Below are 18423 nucleotides of genomic sequence, written 5' to 3'. Positions count from 1 at the left end.
AACCGGGGGTTCACAACCGAGCCTGAAACTGCCTATTGTTGATTCATGGGAACACTGATTTTTGAGTAGGCGGACGCCTGCGGCCTGGTACCACCGGCCCCGTCCATGCTGATCTCGTCAGACACACTGATTCTCCTCAGAAAGGTTCCACCAAATGACTGAAAACACTCCCAGCCAGCCCGAATCCGCGCAGGACGATGCCGAAGCCAAGGGCATCCGGGCCGGGCTGACCGAAGCGCAGCGGGCCATGCTGGCCAGCAAATCCAGGGGCGGCGACTCCGGGCTGCAGAGCGTCGGCAAGAACCACAAGCCCACCCATGTCAGCGGCAAGCAGGGCCCGGCAGAGAAGAAGGTCCGCTGGTAAATCCAGCGCCAGGACAGCACGCCAGACCTACTATTGGTAACCACTTCATTTCATTGCGGAAGGAAGAAAAAATGGCTGAAAAACATGCTGGAACAAAGATCGAACCGGAGGTCGCGGACCATCTCGCGGCAGCCATGGACACCCCGTCCATGCCGGACCCGGCCACCATTGCGGTGACTGCGGCGATGGCCGGCGAACGCCACTGGCCGGACGGCAACGGCAAGCGCCGGCACGCCAAAGAGCGGGATGCAGGCCACGGCCGCGTGGGCCAGGAAGCTGCAGTGACGGCCGTGCACCGTACCGGCCGGCCGCAGATGCCGCACTCGTCCTAGAAACACCCCCGCTGACGACGCGCATCTGATCTGACGACACACAAAAGGCCTGGCGACACCCGAATTCGGGTGTCGCCAGGCCTTTTGCGTGTCCCAGGAAAATTTGCGCGTCGCCAACGCAGCGTCGCTACCCCTCCGGCACCACTTCGTCAGCGCTTTTGTCTAGCCGCCAGCCCCGCCACACCGGATGCCTGAGCTTCCCGCTGCCCGTCCATTCCCCGAAAGTCACCTCACCGACCAGCCGTGGCGTCACCCAGTGCGCGTCCGAGGCATCCTCGCGGGGAACATCGTCGAACGGTGACGTCTTGCGCGCCAGATCGTCTACTTTCTGGCGTAGTTCCTGCAGTTCGCGCATGCTGAACCCGCTGCCCACCCGGCCCACATACCGCAGCCTGTTGCCGTCGGGGATGCCCACCAGCAGCGAACCTACCGAACTCTGCCGCCCGCCTTTGCCCGGCCGCCAACCGCCAACCACCACTTCCTGGGTCTGCTCCAGCTTGATCTTGATCCACGTCCGGGTCCGTTGCCCGCTGACGTAGCGGCTGTCGGTCCGTTTGGCCATCACACCCTCGAGCCCCAGCTCCTGCGCGCTCTCCAGGATGTGCTCGACCCTCTCGTCCAGGACGGCGGACAGTTCCACGGGACACTCCGACGGGCGATGGAACTCCTCCAGCCGCTGCCGACGCTTCGCGAAAGGCAGCCGGCGAAGGTCCTCGCCGCCGTCGGACAGGAGGTCAAAAAGCATTAGCCGGACAGGGATTGCTGCTCGGGCCTTGGCGACGTCGGCGGGCCGGGTCAGTTTCATGCGTCCCTGGAGTAGCCCGAAATCGGGTCTGCCGGAAGGCCCGACGGCGATAATCTCACCGTCGGCGACGAACGGCCCCGCCGGCCAGCAGGTCCGGTCCGTCAGCTCGGGGTAGGTTGCGCTGACGTCAATTCCGTTGCGGCTGAAGACACGGACCCTCTCTTCGTCCGCGACCAACAGGGCACGTACGCCGTCCCACTTCAGCTCAAGCTGCCAGTCGCTGCCGTGAAGGTCGGCGGCGGTCCCGGACGTTGCCATCATGGGACTGAAATCTTCAGCGCGCAGTGGGGAAGGCGCGGCCGCGGCCGGGGAAACGTCCGCGGCAGGCTCAGTCCCGGAAGCGTCCGCCGCCGAAGTCTCCGCCGAATTATCCGCCGCGTCCTCCGCCGGAGCCCGCCGCGGATGAAAAGTGTGGTGGTCCTTGTCCATCAGGTGGATGAGCCATTGCCCTTCGGCGTCCCTGCCCTGCCCCCGACCGGTGTGGATGAGGGCGAACTTCTTGGTTCCGCCCAGGCCGCCGCCCTCGGCGCCGGTCAGCGTGGCGATGACCTCCCGGCCGTTGATCCATTTCTCCAGTTCATACGTGCCGTGGTCCCAGATAGTGACTTCGCCGGCGCCGTACTGGCCTCTGGGAATGGTGCCCTCAAACGTGGCGTAGTCCAAGGGGTGGTCCTCGGTCTGGACCGCCAGGTGGTTCTTTTCGCCGGATTCCGGGACGCCCTTCGGCAGGGCCCACGACACCAGCACACCCTCGTGCTCCAGCCGGAAGTCGAAGTGGAGCCTGCTCGCGTGGTGCTCCTGGATCACGAAAGTATCCCCATTTCCGGAGGCGCCGGAGAACGGCTCAGGCGTCGCATCAGGGTCCCGCATCGACCGGTACCGCTCCAGTCGGGCGTGCGCGCCGCCGTCGTCCGTATTCGCACTGGGGTTCCCGGCGTCCCCAGCGTGCCCGGCACCGCTGCCGACGGCGGCGAACGGGTCCTTGCCCGCCTTGACCCGGCGCAGCACGGCTTTGTAGTCGAGCTGCTCGAGCTTGGGAGACCCGATCTCCTGCCAGGTCCGCGGGGCGGCCACTGTGGGCGTGAGGCGGCCGCGCAGGGAGTACGGCACGATGGTGGTCTTTGCGGCGCTGTTCTGGCTCCAGTCCACCAGCACCTTGCCCGTGCGCAGCGTCTTTTTCATGTCGCTCACGGCGAGATCCGGGTGGTCCGCTTCCAGCGCGCGGGCCAGTTCGTGCGCAAAGTCCGAGATCTGGTCGGAGGTCTGCGTTCCGTCAAGGCCCGCGTAGAGGTGGATGCCCTTGCTGCCACTGGTCACCGGCACCGGTTCCAGGCCCACGTCCTGCAGGATGGCGCGTGCCAGCCTGGCAACCTCGGCGCATTCCTCCAGCCCGGCACCATCCCCGGGATCGAGGTCCAGGACCAGACGGTCCGGGTTCAGCTGCTTGCCGTGGGAGTCCACCTGCCACTGGGGGACATGGATTTCCAGCGAATTGATCTGGCCGAACCAGGTGAGCGTGGCGGGATCGTTCACCATCGGGTAGTAGATGGTCCGGTCCTTGTGCGTGATGGCGGCGCGGGGGAGCCAGCCCGGCGCTGAATCCTCCAGGTTCTTCTGGAAAAACACCTCGCCGGGATGCCCGGCGGTGCCCACCCCGTTGACCCACCGCTTGCGGGTGGCGGGCCGGTTGGCCGCGGCGGGAATCAGCACATGGGCCACGGCGGCGTAATAGGCCAGGACATCGGCCTTGGTGGTGCCGGTCTCCGGGTAGATGATCTTGTCCAAGTTGGTGAGGGTCAGTTCCCGCCCCGCGACCCGGACGCGCTCTTTAGGGCCGGCCATGGGTCTTCACCTCCGGACCCGAGTGATGTTCACTTGAGGGATGAGAGCCATCTGGAAAGGTGCCATCGCGTTCGGCCTGGTCAACGTGCCCGTGAAGGTCTACAGCGCCACCGAGGACCACGACATCAGCCTCCACCAGGTCCACAATGCCGATGGCGGCCGGATCCGGTACCAGCGCCGCTGTGAGGTGTGCAGCAAGATCATCGACTATTCGGACATCGACAAGGCGTTCGAGGACGACGGCCGGACGGTGGTCCTGTCCAAGGACGAGCTCAAATCCATCCCGGCGGAGAACAGCCACGAGATCGAGGTGGTCCAGTTTGTTCCGTCGGAGCAGCTGGAACCCATGATGTTCGAGAAGAGCTATTACCTCGAGCCGGATTCCAAGTCGCCCAAGGCCTACGTCCTGCTGCGCCGGGCGCTCGAGGATACGGACCGGGTGGCCATCGTCCAGTTCGCCCTGCGCGAGAAGACACGGCTGGGGGCGCTGCGCATCAAGGACGAGGTGCTGGTGCTGCAGTCCCTGCTGTGGCCCGACGAGGTCCGGGACGCCAGCTTCCCTGCGCTGGACACGTCCATCCGGATTTCCGCCCAGGAACGCGAAATGTCCGCTGCCCTCGTGGAGTCCATGGCCGCGGATTTCGAACCCGAGCACTTCACCGATGACTACCAGGCGCAGCTCCGGAAGCTCATCGAGGCCAAGCTGGAGAAGGGCGATTCGCTCGATACCGACGAAACGTTCGGCGCGGAAGCGGGTGGGGGCGGCAACGGCGAGGTCATCGACCTGATGGAGGCGCTGAAGCGCAGCCTGGAGCGGAAGCGCGGCGGCGGGAAGCCTGCCGCCTCTGAGGATGCGGACGCTGAGGACGCGGACGACGCCGGCACAGGAGAAAGTGCCGACAGTTCCGGCGGGAAGGCTCCCGCCAAAGCCGGTGCCAAGACTGCGGGGACGAGGACGACGAGAACCCAGACGGCTGCGGCGAAGTCCTCCGGAACCAAAACCGCCGCCACATCCGCCGCCAGTAAGTCCACGGCGACCAAATCCACGGCTGCGAAGCCTGCGGCGAAGGCCGCTACCACGCGGGCGCGAAAGGGCGCTTGAGATGGTCCGCGAAGACTCTTTGTTGGTGGGGATGGCCGCCGCCTAGGAGTTCCGCAGGGCGGAGATAAGCTCGCTCTTTTTCTTCGCGGAGTAGCCGGTAAGGCCTATTTCCTTGGCTTTGGCCTTAAGCTGCGGGACGGTCCAATCGTCGTAGTCGCCGGCTTTCCCGCCCTTGCGTCCCACCGCGGAACGGCCCTTCTTGGCTGCCGCGTTCGAGATGCGGGCGGCCTTCTGCTTGGACGCGCCGTCCTCGCGCAGTTCCTCGTAGAGTTCAGGATCTTTCAGGCTCGGGTTCTTTTTGCCGGGCATGTAGTCCTCCTTCAACCGGGACCAGGCAATCCTGGACGCCGTAGCACCGTATTCGCTGGTCAGGCTTCCACGCTAATTCCGGGCCTCTGGAAACACAAGGAAACACTAAGTTTGCTTGCTTTCGCGTCGGGCCCCTACCTCCAGGCGCTTTACAGCCCGCGCCGCTGCGGCCACAATGGGTCGCATTACAGCCCTGTGCAACAGCAAGCTGTCACTCGAAGCCTGTCAAAGGGAAAAGCCTGTCAAAGGAGAGGGGCGCCACCATGAATGACAAAGCGGACGTAGACGAGGCAGACCGGGCACTGAAGCAAAAGCACCGGGCCATGTGGGCCTCGGGGGACTACCCGGCACTGGCCAGTGAGCTGGTGCAGGATCTCGGGGCCATTCTGGTTGATGCCTGCGGAATCAAGCCGAAGCAGCACGTTTTGGACGTGGCTGCCGGTGCCGGCAACGCGGCCATCCCTGCGGCCATGATGGGTGCCCATGTGGTGGCCAGCGACCTCACCCCGGAGTTGTTCGACGCCGGCCGCCGGCAGGCTGCCGATCGCGGCGTCGGGCTTGAATGGGTGGAAGCAGACGCCGAGTCGCTGCCGTTCGAGGACGGTTCATTTGACGTGGTCACGTCCTGCCTGGGCGTGATGTTCGCTCCGCACCATCAGGCGGGAGCGGACGAAATTGTGCGGGTGTGCAAACCCGGCGGCACCATCGGCCTGCTCAGCTGGACGCCCGAAGGCTTCATTGGAAGGATGTTTGCCACCATGAAGCCGTTCGCGCCGCCGCCCCCGCCCGGAGCCCAGCCGCCCCCGCTGTGGGGCAGCGAAGACCACGTGCGGGAACTCTTCGGCGACAGGATCACCGATATCCAGGCGAAAAAGCGCACGCTGGCCATCCGCAGTTTCCACCAGCCGGAGGACTTCCTGCGGTACTTCAAGTCCCACTACGGTCCTACCATCTCGGTCTACAAGTTCATCGGCGATGACCAGGACAAGGCCCAAGCCCTGGACAAAGCGCTCACCGAACTGGCCGATTCCTTTGGCGAGGCCCACGGTGATGCCGTATGGCAAATGGAATGGGAATATCTGCTGTTGACCGCCAAGGAGGCCCGGTAGTGCCCGGGAACCTCGTGGCCACATCCACAATCACCATTGATGCTGCGGCGGAGCGCGTCTGGGAGGTCATCACCTAAGCAGTCCAACTAAGTAGCGCTAACTGTCGTTATGAGCCTTCAAAACGACAGTTAGCGCTACCTAGTTGGGTGGGGCAGACGCTTAAGAACCGGCGGCCGCCGTCGTACCTTCCCCAAGAGAGGGGACAGGCGCGACGGCGGCCGCTGGCGTCAAGCTGTTTACTCGGCGTCGTGATCCGTTTCCAGGATCTGGACCAGACGCGCCAGGGCGTCATCCGAGCCGGTACCTTCGGCGCGGAGCACCACAACGTCGCCGTGGGAGGCACCCAGGCTCATGAGGGACAGGATGCTCGCGGCGTCCATTGCCTCATCGGCCGGCTCGCCTTGGCGGGCGATGGTGATGTCCAGGTCGAACTCGCCGGCGGCCTCGGCAAAGATGGCGGCGGGGCGGGCGTGCAGGCCCACGCGGCTGGCGACGGTTGCGGTGCGTTCTGACATTGTTGCTCCTTTTGTCTCTCGGCTGCCTGTTGGTTCAGCGCCGTGGATCGGTAGTGGGTAAGGCCGGGGTCAGACCGTTACGGGAACGGACTCCACGGTAGCAGCGGGCCTGGCGGCCGCCCAGCGCTTGAGGGCAATGACAGCCAGCGCGCTGACCACGGTTCCGGCGAGGATGGCGACGACGAACATCACCAGGTTGCCGATGGCGAAGAATACGAAGATACCGCCGTGGGGTGCCTGCGAGGTGACGCCGGTGGCCATGCAGAGTGCGCCGGTGAGGGCGCCACCCACCATGCTGGCGGGGATGACGCGCAGCGGATCGGCAGCGGCGAACGGGATGGCGCCTTCAGAGATGAAGGATGCGCCCAGCAGCCAGGCTGCCTTGCCGTTTTCGCGCTCAGCCAGGCTGAAGAGCTTCTTGTCCAGGACGGTGGCCAGGGCCATCGCCAGCGGCGGAACCATTCCCGCAGCCATAACCGTCGCCATGATCTGCCACGGTGCCTGGTTGGTGGCGCTGCCGGCGCTCAGGCCAGCAACAGCGAACGCGTACGCAACCTTGTTGACCGGGCCGCCGAGGTCAAAGCACATCATGAGGCCAAGGATGATTCCGAGGACGACGGCGGACGCGCCGGTCATGCCCGACAGCCAGGAGTTCAGTGCGGTGGTGAGGCCGGCGATGGGGCCGCCGAGGACCAGGAACATCAGGCCGGAGGCAAAGATTGAAGCCAGCAGCGGAATGATCACCACGGGCATCAGGCCACGCAGCCAGCGCGGTACCTGCCAGGTCCCGATCAGGTGGGCCATGTAGCCCGCCAGCAGGCCGCCGACGATGCCGCCGAGGAAGCCCGCACCCATAAAGCCTGCGACGGCGCCGGCAACAAAACCCGGTGCAATGCCGGGCCGATCAGCGATCGCGTACGCGATATAACCGGCCAGTGCGGGAACCAGGAAGCCCATGGACAGGGCGCCGATCTTGAACATGACCGCACCGAGGTAGATGGCCAGGCCGCCCTCAGGTAGGTTGCCGAAGTTGTTCTCCACCACCACCTTGTCAGCGACGGCCGTGATGTCGTAGCCGCCGAGCAGGAAGCCCAGGGCAATCAGCAGACCGCCGCCGGCCACAAACGGAATCATGTAGCTGACACCGGTGAGCAGTGCCTTCTTCAGCTTCTGGCCGATGTGCTCACCCTTTTCGGTGGCCTCGTTCTCAGCCTGTTCCTCCGCCCCGAAGTGGGGGACGCGGCGCGCATTCGGATTGTCAGCTGCGGCGAGAGCTTCCTGGACCATCTTGGCGGGCTCGTCGATGCCGCGCTTGACGGGTGCGTTGATAACGGGCTTGCCGGCGAAGCGCTCCTTACCGCGGACATCCACGTCCACCGCGAAAATCACGGCGTCGGCAGCGGCAATGACGGCGGGGTCAAGCGGCTTGGCGCCCGAGGAGCCCTGGGTCTCCACCTGCAGGTCCACGCCCATTTCCTGGGCGGCGGCAACCAGCGAGTCGGCGGCCATGTAGGTGTGGGCGATGCCGGTGGGGCATGCGGTCACGGCCACGAGGCGCTTGGGCCGGGCTCCTCCGGCGGCGGTGGTTGAGCCAGTCGAAACCGCAGCAGCGGGCGCCGCCTCGGCAGGCACAGCCGCCGCGTGGGATGCCGGCTTGTCCGCCAGAGCACCGTCCACCAGTTCCACGATTTCCTCGCGGGAGGATGCATTACGCAACGCTGCCGTGAAGTCCTTTTTGATCAGGGACCGGGCCAGCTTGGACAGCAGCTTCAGGTGCTCCTGGTCCGCGCCCTCGGGGGCGGCGATGAAGAAGACCAGATCCGCCGGGCCGTCCTTGGCGCCGAAGTCCACCTTGGGGTTGAGTCGGGCCATGGCCAGCGTGGGTTCGACGACCGCAGCAGAGCGGCAGTGCGGGATGGCAATGCCGCCGGGGATGCCGGTGGCGGTCTTCTGCTCGCGGGCGAAGGCATCGGCGAAGAGGCCTTCAACTTCTGACGCGCGGCCGGTGGCAGCTACTTTGCTGGCCAGGTGCCGGATCACGTCCTCGGGCGAGGTGCCCAGGTTCTGGTCGAGCTCGACCAGTTCGGTGGTAATGAGCTGAGTCACTGTCAATCCTTTCGAAGGGCCGTGATGGTTACGGCGTCCGGGGTGGTTTGGTGGACTGCCGGGACAGTGGAACCCGGCAGGGAGGCGGCGGCGGCACCGTGTGCCACCGCCTGACGGAGGCAATCGGCCGGGGCGGCGCCCCGGCCGTGGGCGAGCAGATAGCCGGCCAGCGATGAATCGCCCGCGCCGACAGTACTGACCGCGGCGACCGGCGGATGCGTGGCCAGCCACGCGCCGTCGGCCGTTACCAGGACAGCTCCCTTGGATCCGAGAGTTGCCAGCACAGCACCCACACCTGAACGCACGACGGCGGCGGCGGCTGCTGCGGCAGCCTCCGGATCCGCTTCAAGTTCGTCTGCGGTGGACGCCGTGGCGAAGCCGGCTGCTGCAGCCAGTTCCGCCAGTTCCTCGGCGTTGGGTTTGAGGAGGTCCGGTTTCCCGGACACACCGTCCGGTGAAGTGCCATGCTGTACCGTGCCGTCCGGCGAGGGGCCGGAGACGGCAGCGACGAGCGGGCCGCCGGAGGAGTCGACGGCGATCAGCGGGCCGCCGCCGTCGGCTGCCGCCCGCAACCGCCGGGTGACGGTGGCGTAGAAGTCGGCCGGGAAGCCGGGAGGCAGGGAACCGGCCAGGACCACCCAGCTGGCGCCGCGGGCGCGTTCCAGGAGCAGCTTGATGAGGGCTTCCTGCTGGTCCTCGCTCAGCAGGGGACCGGGCTCGTTGATCTTGGTGGTCACGCCGCCCGGCTCGGTGAGTGCCACGTTGGTGCGCAGCGGTTCGTCGATGGGAAGGGCCGCGAACGGCACGCCATCGTGGAGCAGCCCGGCGAGGACGGGATCACTCCCGGCGCCCGGGAGTACCGCGATGGTTTCCAGGCCGGAGGCAACCAGGGCGCGGGAGACGTTGACGCCCTTGCCGCCGGACTCCTGGCTGACCGAGACGGCGCGCTGGACTTCGCCGCGTTCCAGGGGTCCGGGCAGGGCCACCGTGCGGTCCAGGCTGGGGTTCGCCGTGAAGGTGACGATCACGCGACCACCACGTCGACGCCGGCCTCGGTCAGGGCTGCCGCCAGTTCGGGGCTGGGCTCGCTGTCTGTAATCAAGGTGTCCAGATCTTTCAGGGAGGCGAACTGGACCAGGGTTTCTGCGTCCAGCTTGGAGGAATCGGCCAGCACCACGATGCGGCGTGCCGAATGGACGAAGGCTGCCTTGACGGCGGCTTCTTCAGGATCGGGCGTGCTGAGGCCAAAGGTGGGGTGGATGCCATTGGTGCCGATGAAGGCGATGTCCGGGCGCATCCGCTGCGCGGCCTCCACGGTTGACTGCCCCACGGCGGCCTGCGTGAGGCCGCGCACCCGGCCGCCCAGGATCTGGAGGGCGATTCCGGGAGCGCTGGACAGTTTGGCTGCGATGGGAACGGCGTGGGTGATGACCACCAGTTCGGCTCCAGTTCCGCCGGCGGAAGGCTCGACGGCGGCGCGGCGGGAAAGGAGGTCGGCCAACGCTTCGGTGGTGGAACCGGCGTCGAGCAGGATGCTGCCGGACGCGGCCTGGGGGATGAGGGCCAGGGCAGCCTGCGCGATGCGCATCTTCTGGTCCGGGCGCTGGATGGTCCGTTCGTTGATGCTTTCCTCGGTGGTGCTGAAGCGGTCGGCCGCAACTGCTCCGCCGTGGACCCGCCGCAGGGTGCCGGTGGTTTCGAGGGTGGCGAGGTCGCGCCGGACGGTTTCGGTGGTGATGCGGAAGCGCTCCGCCAGCATGGTCACGCTGACCCGGCCCGTGCCGGCGACTAGCTCGGCAATCTTCTGCTGGCGCTCCTCGGCGAACACGTACCCTCCATTGCGTAAAGTGCTGAATCCCAGCGGCTGTGAAGTCCAGTGACTGGCATCACATGATGTTGAATTACTTGACTTTATCTGTGTCCATGTTGGTTTGTCAACGAAAGCCACAAAAGCACAGAAAGCCGGACCGGGCCTTCGCTCGGAAACGGAAAAGCCGGGCCGGACCTGTGTGGTCCGGCCCGGCGTCCGGGTGGTCTTGGGGCCTAGATGCCGCCGTCGCGGCTTTCGTTGCGGGTGATGCGCTCGCCGGTGTTGGGATCAACCACCGAACGGGTTTCGCTGACGCGGCGGCTGCGGCCCGGTGAGGCCAGGATGAGGGAGGCGATCAGCCCGATCACACCAACGGCCATCAGGATGTAGCCCACCATGACCTGGTCTATGAAGGGGATCAGTCCCGGGGCGACGGCCCAGGCCAGGATGGCGCCGAGTGCAATAAGGAAGATGGAGGAACCGATTCTCATGACTTGCTCCTTGTTGTTCGAGTACAAGTGGTGCCGAACTTGATAAGCATGCTGTCGTACGCTCACGCTACAGCCCGGAGGGGCGCGATTCAATCACTGGGCGGGCCTCGGGTGGGCGTCGTGCCTGCTCAGTGGCGCCACTGGCTAGGCTGATCTAATGGAGACAGTTGTTTGGTCCAAGCCGGAGGCTGAACGGGACGGCACGCCGCTGCTTGTCCTGATGCATGGCTATGGCACCGATGAGTCGCGGATGGTGCGGCTGTTCGAATACCTGCCGGCCGAGTTCACTTGTGTTGCGCTGCGGGCCCCCGTGGTTATCGGCGACCACTACGGCTGGTTCCTGCTGGACTACTTCCTGGCCAACGATTTCGCGGATGTCATCGCTGCCACCAATACCGTCCAGGCGTGGATTAACTCTGTCAGGGGCCAGCACGTCAGCGTGAGTCTGTTGGGTTACTCGCAGGGAATGGCCATGGCCAGCACGCTGCTCCGGCTCCATCCCTCGGATTACAAGGCCACGGTTGGGCTTTCCGGTTTTGTGCTGGAGAACGAGCTGCTGTCCCTGACCGAATCCTTCACAGCCCCGCCGCCCTTCTTCTGGGGGCGGGACAAGGCGGACCTGGTGATCAATGAGGACGCCACGGCCTACACCGGACAATGGCTGAACGAAAACACCCGGCTGACCGCCAGGACGTATCCGGGCATGGGCCACGCCATGAGCAAGACGGAGATGGTGGACGTCAGCGCCTTCCTACGCCACTACGTGCTCGGCTGAACTGCGTAATCGGTTCAAGCGCGTCGGTTGAACCCTGTGCCCGGCCGGGCGTGTGCCCCGCATCGCAATATGAGAAAAAACAGTTGCGCGCGAAATTTGTAAGCGCTTACACTCGTCGGTGGCCCACTCTTTGCGGGCCGTTGAAACCATCGGAAAGGGCAGCCGGACAGATGCCATGTGCCAGGCCTCCATCCAGGCCTCCTGCCCGCTCTGCGCCGCGGTGCCTGCTCCGCCAAGTTGTCAGGCCGTGCCAAGGCGCTCATGATGGAAGAAGACGTTAACAGCAGCCCATCGGCCCGCCGTGGTTTTACCGTGGCCCTAGCCGCCCCTGTTGACCCGGCGGCATCGTGGCCGCCCTCTCCGCTCCTGCTTGGACCCCTACTTGCTGCCCGCCGCTTTTCTGCCAGCTCTTCCACGTTCCGCCTGCTTGCACAGCCCCACTTACATAGCCCCATTACTTACCTCCCTGTGACAACCCGCCCGTGACATCCCGCCTGTTGCCCGCCGTCTGAAAGGACACCGCGCATGACTGACGTTCTGAAAACCCAAAGCACCAGCTGGACCACTGCCTCCGCCATCCTGTTCGACCTCGACGGCGTGCTGACCCCCACGGCCACTGTTCACGAACAGGCGTGGAAGGAACTCTTTGAGGGCTTCCTGAAGTCCCGTCCGGATGTTCCCGGCTACCGCGAGGACGACTACTTCGATCACATCGACGGCAAGCCCAGGTTCGACGGCGTCCGGGACTTCCTGGCGTCCCGCGGCATCGTGCTGCCAGAAGGCGCGCCAAGTGACGGCAATGCCGGTCAAGATTCCACCGAGGACGCCGGGCAGGACGCCACCCAGCAGGACGGCACGCAGCAGGACCCCGCCAACGCCACCGTCCAGGGACTGGGCAACCGGAAGAACAAGGTTTTCAACGAAATCGTCAGCGCTGGCGTCCAGCCGTTTGAGGGCTCGGTGCGCTTCCTGGAAGCCGCCGTGGACCGCGGACTCAAGGTCGCCGTCGTATCCTCATCCCGGAACGCACCGGCTGTCCTGAAGGCCGCCGGCCTGAACGGGTACTTCGAAATAGTGGTTGACGGTGTGGTTGCCGCGGCCGAAGGCCTGCCCGGCAAACCGAGCCCCGCCACGTACCAGTACGCCGCGGAACTGCTGGGGCTGCCCAGCGAAGAATGCGTGGTGGTTGAGGACGCCGTCTCGGGTGTCCAGGCCGGACACGCGGGGCAGTTCCACTCGGTGATCGGCGTGGACCGCGGCGCCGGCCGGCAGACCCTGATCGACGCCGGAGCCACAAGCGTGGTCAACGACCTCGACGAACTGCTCTAACAGCCATCGCCGCCTGACGCTCCCCCGGCCTCAGGCACGAAGCACTTCCCCGCAACGCACAACGCCAAAGGACCCCAACACCATGGCTCTTATCACCGCGGACCGTGAACGGTTCCCCAACACCCCCTGGCAGCTTGTGGAAACACAGCACCAGCCGGGCAGCGCGGGCACCCTTGAGACGCTCTTTGCCCTGGGCAACGGCCATCTGGGTATCCGCGGTGCGCACTGGGCGGCCTCGGACGCAGACCTTCCGGGCAGCTTCATCAACGGCCTCCATGAGATCTGGGACATCAAGCATGCGGAGAACGCGTTCGGCTTCGCCCGGACCGGACAGCGGATCATCTACATCCCGGATGCGAACAACTTCACGGTGATCATCGACGGCGAGAGCCTGACCCTCGCCGAATCAGCCGTGCTGGACTTCCGCCGCTCCGTCGACTTCGCCACCGGCATCTACGAATGCCGGATCACGTGGCTGTGCCGGTCCGGCGCCACGGTGACCACCACAGAACGCCGCGCCGTGGGCTTCGCCTCACGCGGCAGCCTGGGCATCTCGCTCGAAGTCGCCGCGGACCGCGAGGTTTCCGCCGACGTGACGTCCTCCGTTATCAACCGCCAGGACCAGCCTGTGGAGGACCACTCGGCGCACGACCCGCGCCGGGCAGGCCGGCACGCAGGCCGGGTTCTCCTGCCGGTAAGGACCGACGGCGGCGACGGCTCGCTCCGTCTCTCCTGGGAAGCGGCGGAATCCGGGCAGCGCGTGGGAATCGCCGTGGACCACTGGACTTCCGCCGGCCACCAGCCCTTTGAGACCGTTGCAGGCGAAGACGACAGCAGCGTCCGGTACGTCCTTGCCGTCCGCGCCGACGAGCCGTTCCGGCTCGAAAAGAGCGTCAGCTATGCCGCCGGCCGCGGCGTCCAGGACTCGGACCGGGACGCGGCGGAGGCCGCCGAAGCCGGGCTCCGGTCTGTGGAGGACATCTTCACCGAGAGCCGCGAGCATTACCGCGCGTACTGGGATACCTCGGACATCGTGGTGGGTGGCCAGCCCGAGCTCCAGCAGGCCATCCGGTGGAACCTGTTCCAGCTGGCCCAGGCCACCGCGCGGGCGGACATCGCCGGCATCCCCGCAAAGGGGGTCACCGGATCGGGTTACGAGGGGCACTACTTCTGGGACCAGGAGGTCTACCTCCTGCCCTACCTCACCTACACGAACCCCGACGGTGCCCGCCAGGTCCTGGAGTTCCGGCACGACATGCTGCCGGCCGCCAAGATCCGGGCCAAGGAGCTCAGCGTGGACGGGGCACTGTTCCCGTGGCGCACCATCAATGGGTTGGAAGCCAGCGCCTATTACGCTGCCGGCACGGCGCAGTTCCATATCGCAGCCGCCATCGCCTTTGCCACCAACCGCTACCTGTGGGCCAGCGGCGACGCAACCTTCCGCGAGGGCATGGGCGCTGAACTCCTGATCGAAACCGCCCGCATGTGGAGCTCCCTGGGCTTCTTCGGCAAGGACGGCCTCTTCCACATCCACGGCGTCACCGGACCGGACGAGTACACGGCGGTTGTCAACGACAACCTCTACACCAACGTGATGGCCCGGTTTAACCTGCGCGCCGCCGCAGCGCTGGACCATCCGGAGATCGACGACGCCGAACGCGAGCTGTGGGAGCAGGCCGCCAACCGCATGCAGCTGCCCTTCGACGAAGACCTGCAGGTCTTCTCGCAGGACAACGACTTCATGACCCTGGAGTCGTGGGACTGGACCACTCCCCGGTCCAAGTACCCGCTGCTGCTCCACTTCCACCCGCTGGTGATCTACCGCCACCAGGTGTTGAAGCAGGCAGACACTGTGCTGGCCATGTTCCTGCAGTGGCAGGATTTCTCCGCCGATGAGAAGCGCCGCGCGTTCGATTTCTACGACCCCATCACCACCGGCGATTCCACCCTGTCCGCCTGCGTGCAGGGGATCATGGCCGCCGAGGTGGGGCACCCCGAAGCTGCCCTGAAGCACTTCACCAACGCCGTTTTCATTGACCTCGACGACACCCACGGCAACACCATCGACGGCGTGCACATCGCCTCCGCCGGGGGAGTCTGGAGCTCGCTGGTCTCCGGCTTTGCGGGGCTCCGGGACCAAGGCCACGTGCCGTTCTTCGATCCGCGGCTTCCGGCGGAGTGGGAGGCGCTGTCCTTCCACCTGAAGATCCAGGGCCGGCTGCTACTGGTGGAGCTCGACGCCGGCGCACTCACGCTCAGCGTCCGCAGCGGCGGACCGCTGGACGTGGATGTCCGCGGCCAGGTGCATAGCATCGGCGAAGAAGCGGTCCGGGTTGCCCTGGACCCCTTTGAGGTTCCGGAACGTACTGTCTTCCCCAGTGGGCCCCCGACGGCGAGCCTCCCCATTGTGAGGTGAGGCGCCTGTGAGGTGAGGCTCCCGCCTGGGGTGACGCGCCTGACGTGACTGCGCCGTCTCTGGTGACGGGGTGCGTCAGTCTCCTGCCGCCGTCGTGCGTTCCACCACAACTGGCCTGTCCAGCGGGTGAGCCAGTTCGTCGGCGGGCATCCGGGCGGCGATCATGGCGATCACCGCCAGGACGGGGCAGACGACGCCGGCGGCAAGGAAGATTGCCCAGATGGGGAAGACCTCGGCTGCCGGTCCGGCCAGTGCCATGGAGATGGGCATCAGCGCGAGGGACACAAAGAAGTCCAGGCTGGAGACCCTTCCCAGCAGGTGGCTGGGCACGCGTCGTTGCAGCAGCGTTCCCCAGATGACCATGCCCACGCTGCCGGTGGCGCCCCAGACGAACATTGCGGCGGCCACGGTCCAGAAGCTGTCCAGAATGCCGACGGCGGCCAGTGGCAGGCTGCCCGCACCCCAGGACACCATCATCACCGTGAGGTAGCGGCGCGGCAGTTTCAGGGACGCGGTGATCAGCGAGCCGACGGCCCCGCCCACGCCCATCACGGCCAGCAGGAAGCCGAACATGCTCGAATCGCCGCCGAGTTGGTCGCGGACCACAAACGGCATCAGCACTTCGATGGGGCCGATCAGGAAGAGCACCGAGACGCAGGCCCACAGCAAGGTCCACAGCAGCCACGGCGTGAGGATGGTGTAGCTGATGCCCTCGCGGAGGTCGTGGAAGAAGGACGTTTTCGCGGCGCCCGTTGTCTCGGCGCCTCCGCGGTCAGCCCGGCCGTGAGCCCCGCCGTCGGCCCCGTTCGCTGGCGCCTCCAGGGCATGGCGCCCCAGGAAATTCAGGACGATGAACGCCAGGAGGTGGCAGGTGGCCACTCCGGTCACGGCGTGCGACGGCGAGAGCGCCGCCACCACCACGCCCGCGACGGCGGGTCCGGCCGCCTGCTGGAGGATGGGCCGCATGGTCCCCTCCATGCCGTTCGCGGCCAGCAGGTCTTCGGGCGGCAGGATGCGCGGCAGGATCGCGGAGTAGGCGGGGAAGAAGAACGCGGCGCCTACGCCCAGGACGAAGCTGCCCACGGCGAGATGCCACAGCTGCAGCCAGCCGGCCATGGCCAGCCCGCTGATCGCCGCGATAACGGCGAGGTTGGCACCTTCAACGGCAATGATGAGGAGCCGCTGCGGCACGCGGTCCGCGGCGATACCGCCCGCGAGGACAAACGCCACCAGGCCGATGCTGCCGGCAGTGGCCACCAGGGACAGTTCCAGCGGGCCGCCGCCGAGGTGGATCACCTGGTAGACCATGGCGACAGCCCACATTCCCGATCCGAAAATGGAGATGGCCAGCGCCGCTATGAGGACCCGGTACTCGCGGTGCGCAAAGGGCCGCAGGGCTTGGAGCGTGGGCATAGGGCAAGTCTAGGCTCGGCTGGTTTTTGGCAGAACTCCACGGCGTGGGTCGGTTGGGGCCGGGACCGCTTATTCTTAAGCACCCTTAGTGTTAAGGCAGGGCCGCAGCCAAAAACTGCCGGCGGACAGAAGCAGTACCGAAGCAGAGGTGACCATGGCCAAGCGCAGCAATCCCGCAGTACGTATCGCACAGGAGACCGCCCACAACGCGGTATTCGACGCCGACGGCAGGCCGAAACCCGGAGTCCACAACATGCTCCTCAGGGCAGTCGAAATCCAGCGGCCGCTGGTGCTCGCCTACGTCCGGCGGCTGCAACGCAAACACCCGCACGCCAGCGCCGCCAGGCTCGCGGAGATCCTCGAACGCGACTACCTTCGGGCGGTGACCGGCGGCGGTGCGATCGTCGGGGCAACTGCCGTCGTACCCGGCGTCGGAACCGTGGCCTCCCTGGGCCTCTCCGCTGCGGCGACCGTTGGTTTCCTCGAAGCCACGGCACTTTATGCCACCTCGCTGGCGGAACTTCATGGCATCCGGCTGACCAACCCGGAGAAGGCCAGCACCATGGTCATGGCCATCATGCTGGGCGAGGAGGGGACTTCACTGCTGGGAACGCTGAGCGGCCAGGCCATGGGCAAGGGAGCCAGCGCCACCCAGGCATGGGGCAACGTGCTGACCAAGTCCATGCCGTCGGGCTTCGGTGCCATCCGGAACAAGATCCAGAAGGCCTTCCTCAATAACCTGCTCAAACGCCAGGGCACTGCGCTGCTTGGCCGGGCGCTTCCGTTCGGCATCGGCGCGGTGGTGGGCGGTGCCGGTAACCTCATAATGGGCCGCGCCGTGGTGGCGAACGCCAAGGAAGCCTTTGGCCCCATGCCGGACACCATCCCGGGGGAGCTCAAGGCCGTGGCGGCGGAACCGGAAAAACTTACTCTGGAAGGCAACAACCTTGGATCTTAACGCTGACCTCGGCGAATCGTTCGGCTCGTGGAACATGGGGGACGACGCCGCCATGTTCCGGCTGGTGACCAGCGCGAACGTGGCATGCGGCTTCCACGCTGGGGATCCCGTCACCATGCTGGACAGCTGCCGCGCCGCCTTCGAACTTGACGTGACCGTTGGTGCGCACGTGGGGTACCGGGACCTGGCCGGCTTCGGCCGCCGGTCGCTGGACATGTCCTTCGACGAGCTCTTCGGCGACGTCCTCTACCAGCTGGGCGCGCTCGACGGCGTGGCGCACGCTGTCGGTGCCTCCGTTGACTACGTCAAACCCCACGGCGCCCTCTACAACCGCCTCGTCCACGACGCCGAGCAGGCGTCCGCCGTGGTTGCCGCCATCCAGGCCTACGACCCCGGCCTGCCGATCCTTGGACTGCCGGGCTCGCAGCTGCTGATCCAGGCCAAAGAAGCCGGCCACCCCGTCTTTGTGGAGGCCTTTGTGGACCGCGCCTACCAGGCGGACGGGACCTTGGTGCCGCGTTCCCAGCCGGGTGCTGTCCTGCACGACGTCGGCTCGATCGTTCAGCGCGCCGTGCGCCTCGCGACGAAGGGCGAAGTTGTGGCCGTGGACGGAACGGTGGTTCAGGTCAGGCCAGACTCCCTGTGCATCCATGGCGACACCCCCGGGGCTGTGGAGATGGCCGCCGGTGTTCGTGCCGGGCTCGAAGCGGCCGGCGTGCAGCTCGAGTCATTCGCGTAGCCGCCAGC

Annotated in this window: 17 protein-coding genes; 9 read left to right on the top strand and 8 right to left on the bottom strand. The window is 66.1% G+C overall.

The window, feature by feature from the left end; genetic code table 11:
* Nucleotides 1–154: 154 nt before the first annotated feature.
* Together NG696_RS13205 and NG696_RS13200 are read left to right on the top strand one after the other, a co-directional pair.
* Nucleotides 155–364 carry a hypothetical protein gene (locus tag NG696_RS13205; protein WP_252568138.1) on the top strand — a complete coding sequence of 70 codons (210 nt, stop codon included), beginning with the start codon at nt 155–157 and terminating at the stop codon, nt 362–364.
* Nucleotides 365–435: 71 nt separating this feature from the next.
* On the top strand, nt 436–696 hold the full coding sequence (locus NG696_RS13200) for a hypothetical protein (protein WP_252568140.1): 261 nt from the start codon (nt 436–438) through the stop codon (nt 694–696).
* A gap of 127 nt (nt 697–823) precedes the next feature.
* On the opposite strand, the gene NG696_RS13195 is transcribed toward NG696_RS13200, so the two are convergent.
* On the bottom strand, nt 824–3343 hold the full coding sequence (locus NG696_RS13195; protein ID WP_252568143.1) for an ATP-dependent DNA ligase: 2520 nt from the start codon (nt 3341–3343) through the stop codon (nt 824–826).
* 40 nt (nt 3344–3383) lie between these two features.
* Here NG696_RS13195 and ku point away from each other — a divergent pair, with 40 nt between their 5' ends.
* The gene (gene ku / locus NG696_RS13190; protein ID WP_252568146.1) at nt 3384–4445 is read left to right on the top strand and encodes a non-homologous end joining protein Ku; all 1062 of its coding nucleotides are present in this window, start codon (nt 3384–3386) and stop codon (nt 4443–4445) included.
* A 42-nt stretch (nt 4446–4487) separates the two neighbouring features.
* On the opposite strand, the gene NG696_RS13185 is transcribed toward ku, so the two are convergent.
* Nucleotides 4488–4754 carry a DUF7218 family protein gene (locus NG696_RS13185; protein WP_252568149.1) on the bottom strand — a complete coding sequence of 89 codons (267 nt, stop codon included), beginning with the start codon at nt 4752–4754 and terminating at the stop codon, nt 4488–4490.
* Between the two features lie 263 nt (nt 4755–5017).
* Here NG696_RS13185 and NG696_RS13180 point away from each other — a divergent pair, with 263 nt between their 5' ends.
* On the top strand, nt 5018–5863 hold the full coding sequence (locus NG696_RS13180; RefSeq protein WP_252575720.1) for a class I SAM-dependent methyltransferase: 846 nt from the start codon (nt 5018–5020) through the stop codon (nt 5861–5863).
* 236 nt (nt 5864–6099) lie between these two features.
* On the opposite strand, the gene NG696_RS13175 is transcribed toward NG696_RS13180, so the two are convergent.
* The 5 genes from NG696_RS13175 to NG696_RS13155 all read right to left on the bottom strand — a co-directional run bounded on the left by NG696_RS13175 (nt 6100) and on the right by NG696_RS13155 (nt 10785).
* Nucleotides 6100–6378, bottom strand: a complete 279-nt coding sequence (locus NG696_RS13175; protein ID WP_252568154.1) for an HPr family phosphocarrier protein — start codon at nt 6376–6378, stop codon at nt 6100–6102.
* A gap of 69 nt (nt 6379–6447) precedes the next feature.
* Nucleotides 6448–8484 carry a PTS fructose transporter subunit IIABC gene (locus NG696_RS13170; protein WP_252568156.1) on the bottom strand — a complete coding sequence of 679 codons (2037 nt, stop codon included), beginning with the start codon at nt 8482–8484 and terminating at the stop codon, nt 6448–6450.
* A gap of 2 nt (nt 8485–8486) precedes the next feature.
* Nucleotides 8487–9512: a 1-phosphofructokinase family hexose kinase gene (locus NG696_RS13165; RefSeq protein ID WP_252575718.1), complete on the bottom strand. Its 1026-nt coding sequence runs from the start codon at nt 9510–9512 to the stop codon at nt 8487–8489.
* The gene (locus tag NG696_RS13160) at nt 9509–10312 is read right to left on the bottom strand and encodes a DeoR/GlpR family DNA-binding transcription regulator (RefSeq protein WP_252568160.1); all 804 of its coding nucleotides are present in this window, start codon (nt 10310–10312) and stop codon (nt 9509–9511) included. Before NG696_RS13160 ends, NG696_RS13165 begins: the two co-directional genes overlap by 4 nt.
* A 215-nt stretch (nt 10313–10527) precedes the next feature.
* The gene (locus tag NG696_RS13155; RefSeq protein ID WP_056348963.1) at nt 10528–10785 is read right to left on the bottom strand and encodes a DUF6458 family protein; all 258 of its coding nucleotides are present in this window, start codon (nt 10783–10785) and stop codon (nt 10528–10530) included.
* A 157-nt stretch (nt 10786–10942) separates the two neighbouring features.
* Here NG696_RS13155 and NG696_RS13150 point away from each other — a divergent pair, with 157 nt between their 5' ends.
* The 3 genes from NG696_RS13150 to NG696_RS13140 all read left to right on the top strand — a co-directional run bounded on the left by NG696_RS13150 (nt 10943) and on the right by NG696_RS13140 (nt 15305).
* Nucleotides 10943–11560 (top strand): alpha/beta hydrolase, encoded by a 618-nt coding sequence (locus NG696_RS13150; RefSeq protein WP_252568163.1) that lies wholly within the window; start codon nt 10943–10945, stop codon nt 11558–11560.
* Between the two features lie 525 nt (nt 11561–12085).
* Complete coding sequence (locus tag NG696_RS13145; protein WP_252568166.1) at nt 12086–12889, top strand: HAD family hydrolase; 804 nt, start codon at nt 12086–12088, stop codon at nt 12887–12889.
* Between the two features lie 82 nt (nt 12890–12971).
* Nucleotides 12972–15305: a glycoside hydrolase family 65 protein gene (locus NG696_RS13140; protein ID WP_252575716.1), complete on the top strand. Its 2334-nt coding sequence runs from the start codon at nt 12972–12974 to the stop codon at nt 15303–15305.
* A 75-nt stretch (nt 15306–15380) separates the two neighbouring features.
* On the opposite strand, the gene NG696_RS13135 is transcribed toward NG696_RS13140, so the two are convergent.
* On the bottom strand, nt 15381–16718 hold the full coding sequence (locus NG696_RS13135) for an MFS transporter (RefSeq protein ID WP_252575714.1): 1338 nt from the start codon (nt 16716–16718) through the stop codon (nt 15381–15383).
* Nucleotides 16719–16872: 154 nt separating this feature from the next.
* Here NG696_RS13135 and NG696_RS13130 point away from each other — a divergent pair, with 154 nt between their 5' ends.
* Nucleotides 16873–17676, top strand: coding sequence for a hypothetical protein (locus NG696_RS13130; protein WP_252575713.1), 804 nt, complete (start codon nt 16873–16875; stop codon nt 17674–17676).
* Complete coding sequence (locus NG696_RS13125) at nt 17666–18415, top strand: LamB/YcsF family protein (RefSeq protein WP_252568176.1); 750 nt, start codon at nt 17666–17668, stop codon at nt 18413–18415. The genes NG696_RS13130 and NG696_RS13125 overlap by 11 nt, the downstream gene beginning before the upstream one ends.
* Nucleotides 18416–18423: the final 8 nt, after the last annotated feature.

The sequence above is a fragment of the Pseudarthrobacter cellobiosi genome, from assembly GCF_023913755.1.
In the GTDB taxonomy this organism is placed as follows: Bacteria; Actinomycetota; Actinomycetes; order Actinomycetales; family Micrococcaceae; genus Arthrobacter; species Arthrobacter cellobiosi.
The sequence above is the reverse complement of the archived record's forward strand: the minus strand, read 5'-3'. Positions and strand labels throughout refer to the sequence as shown.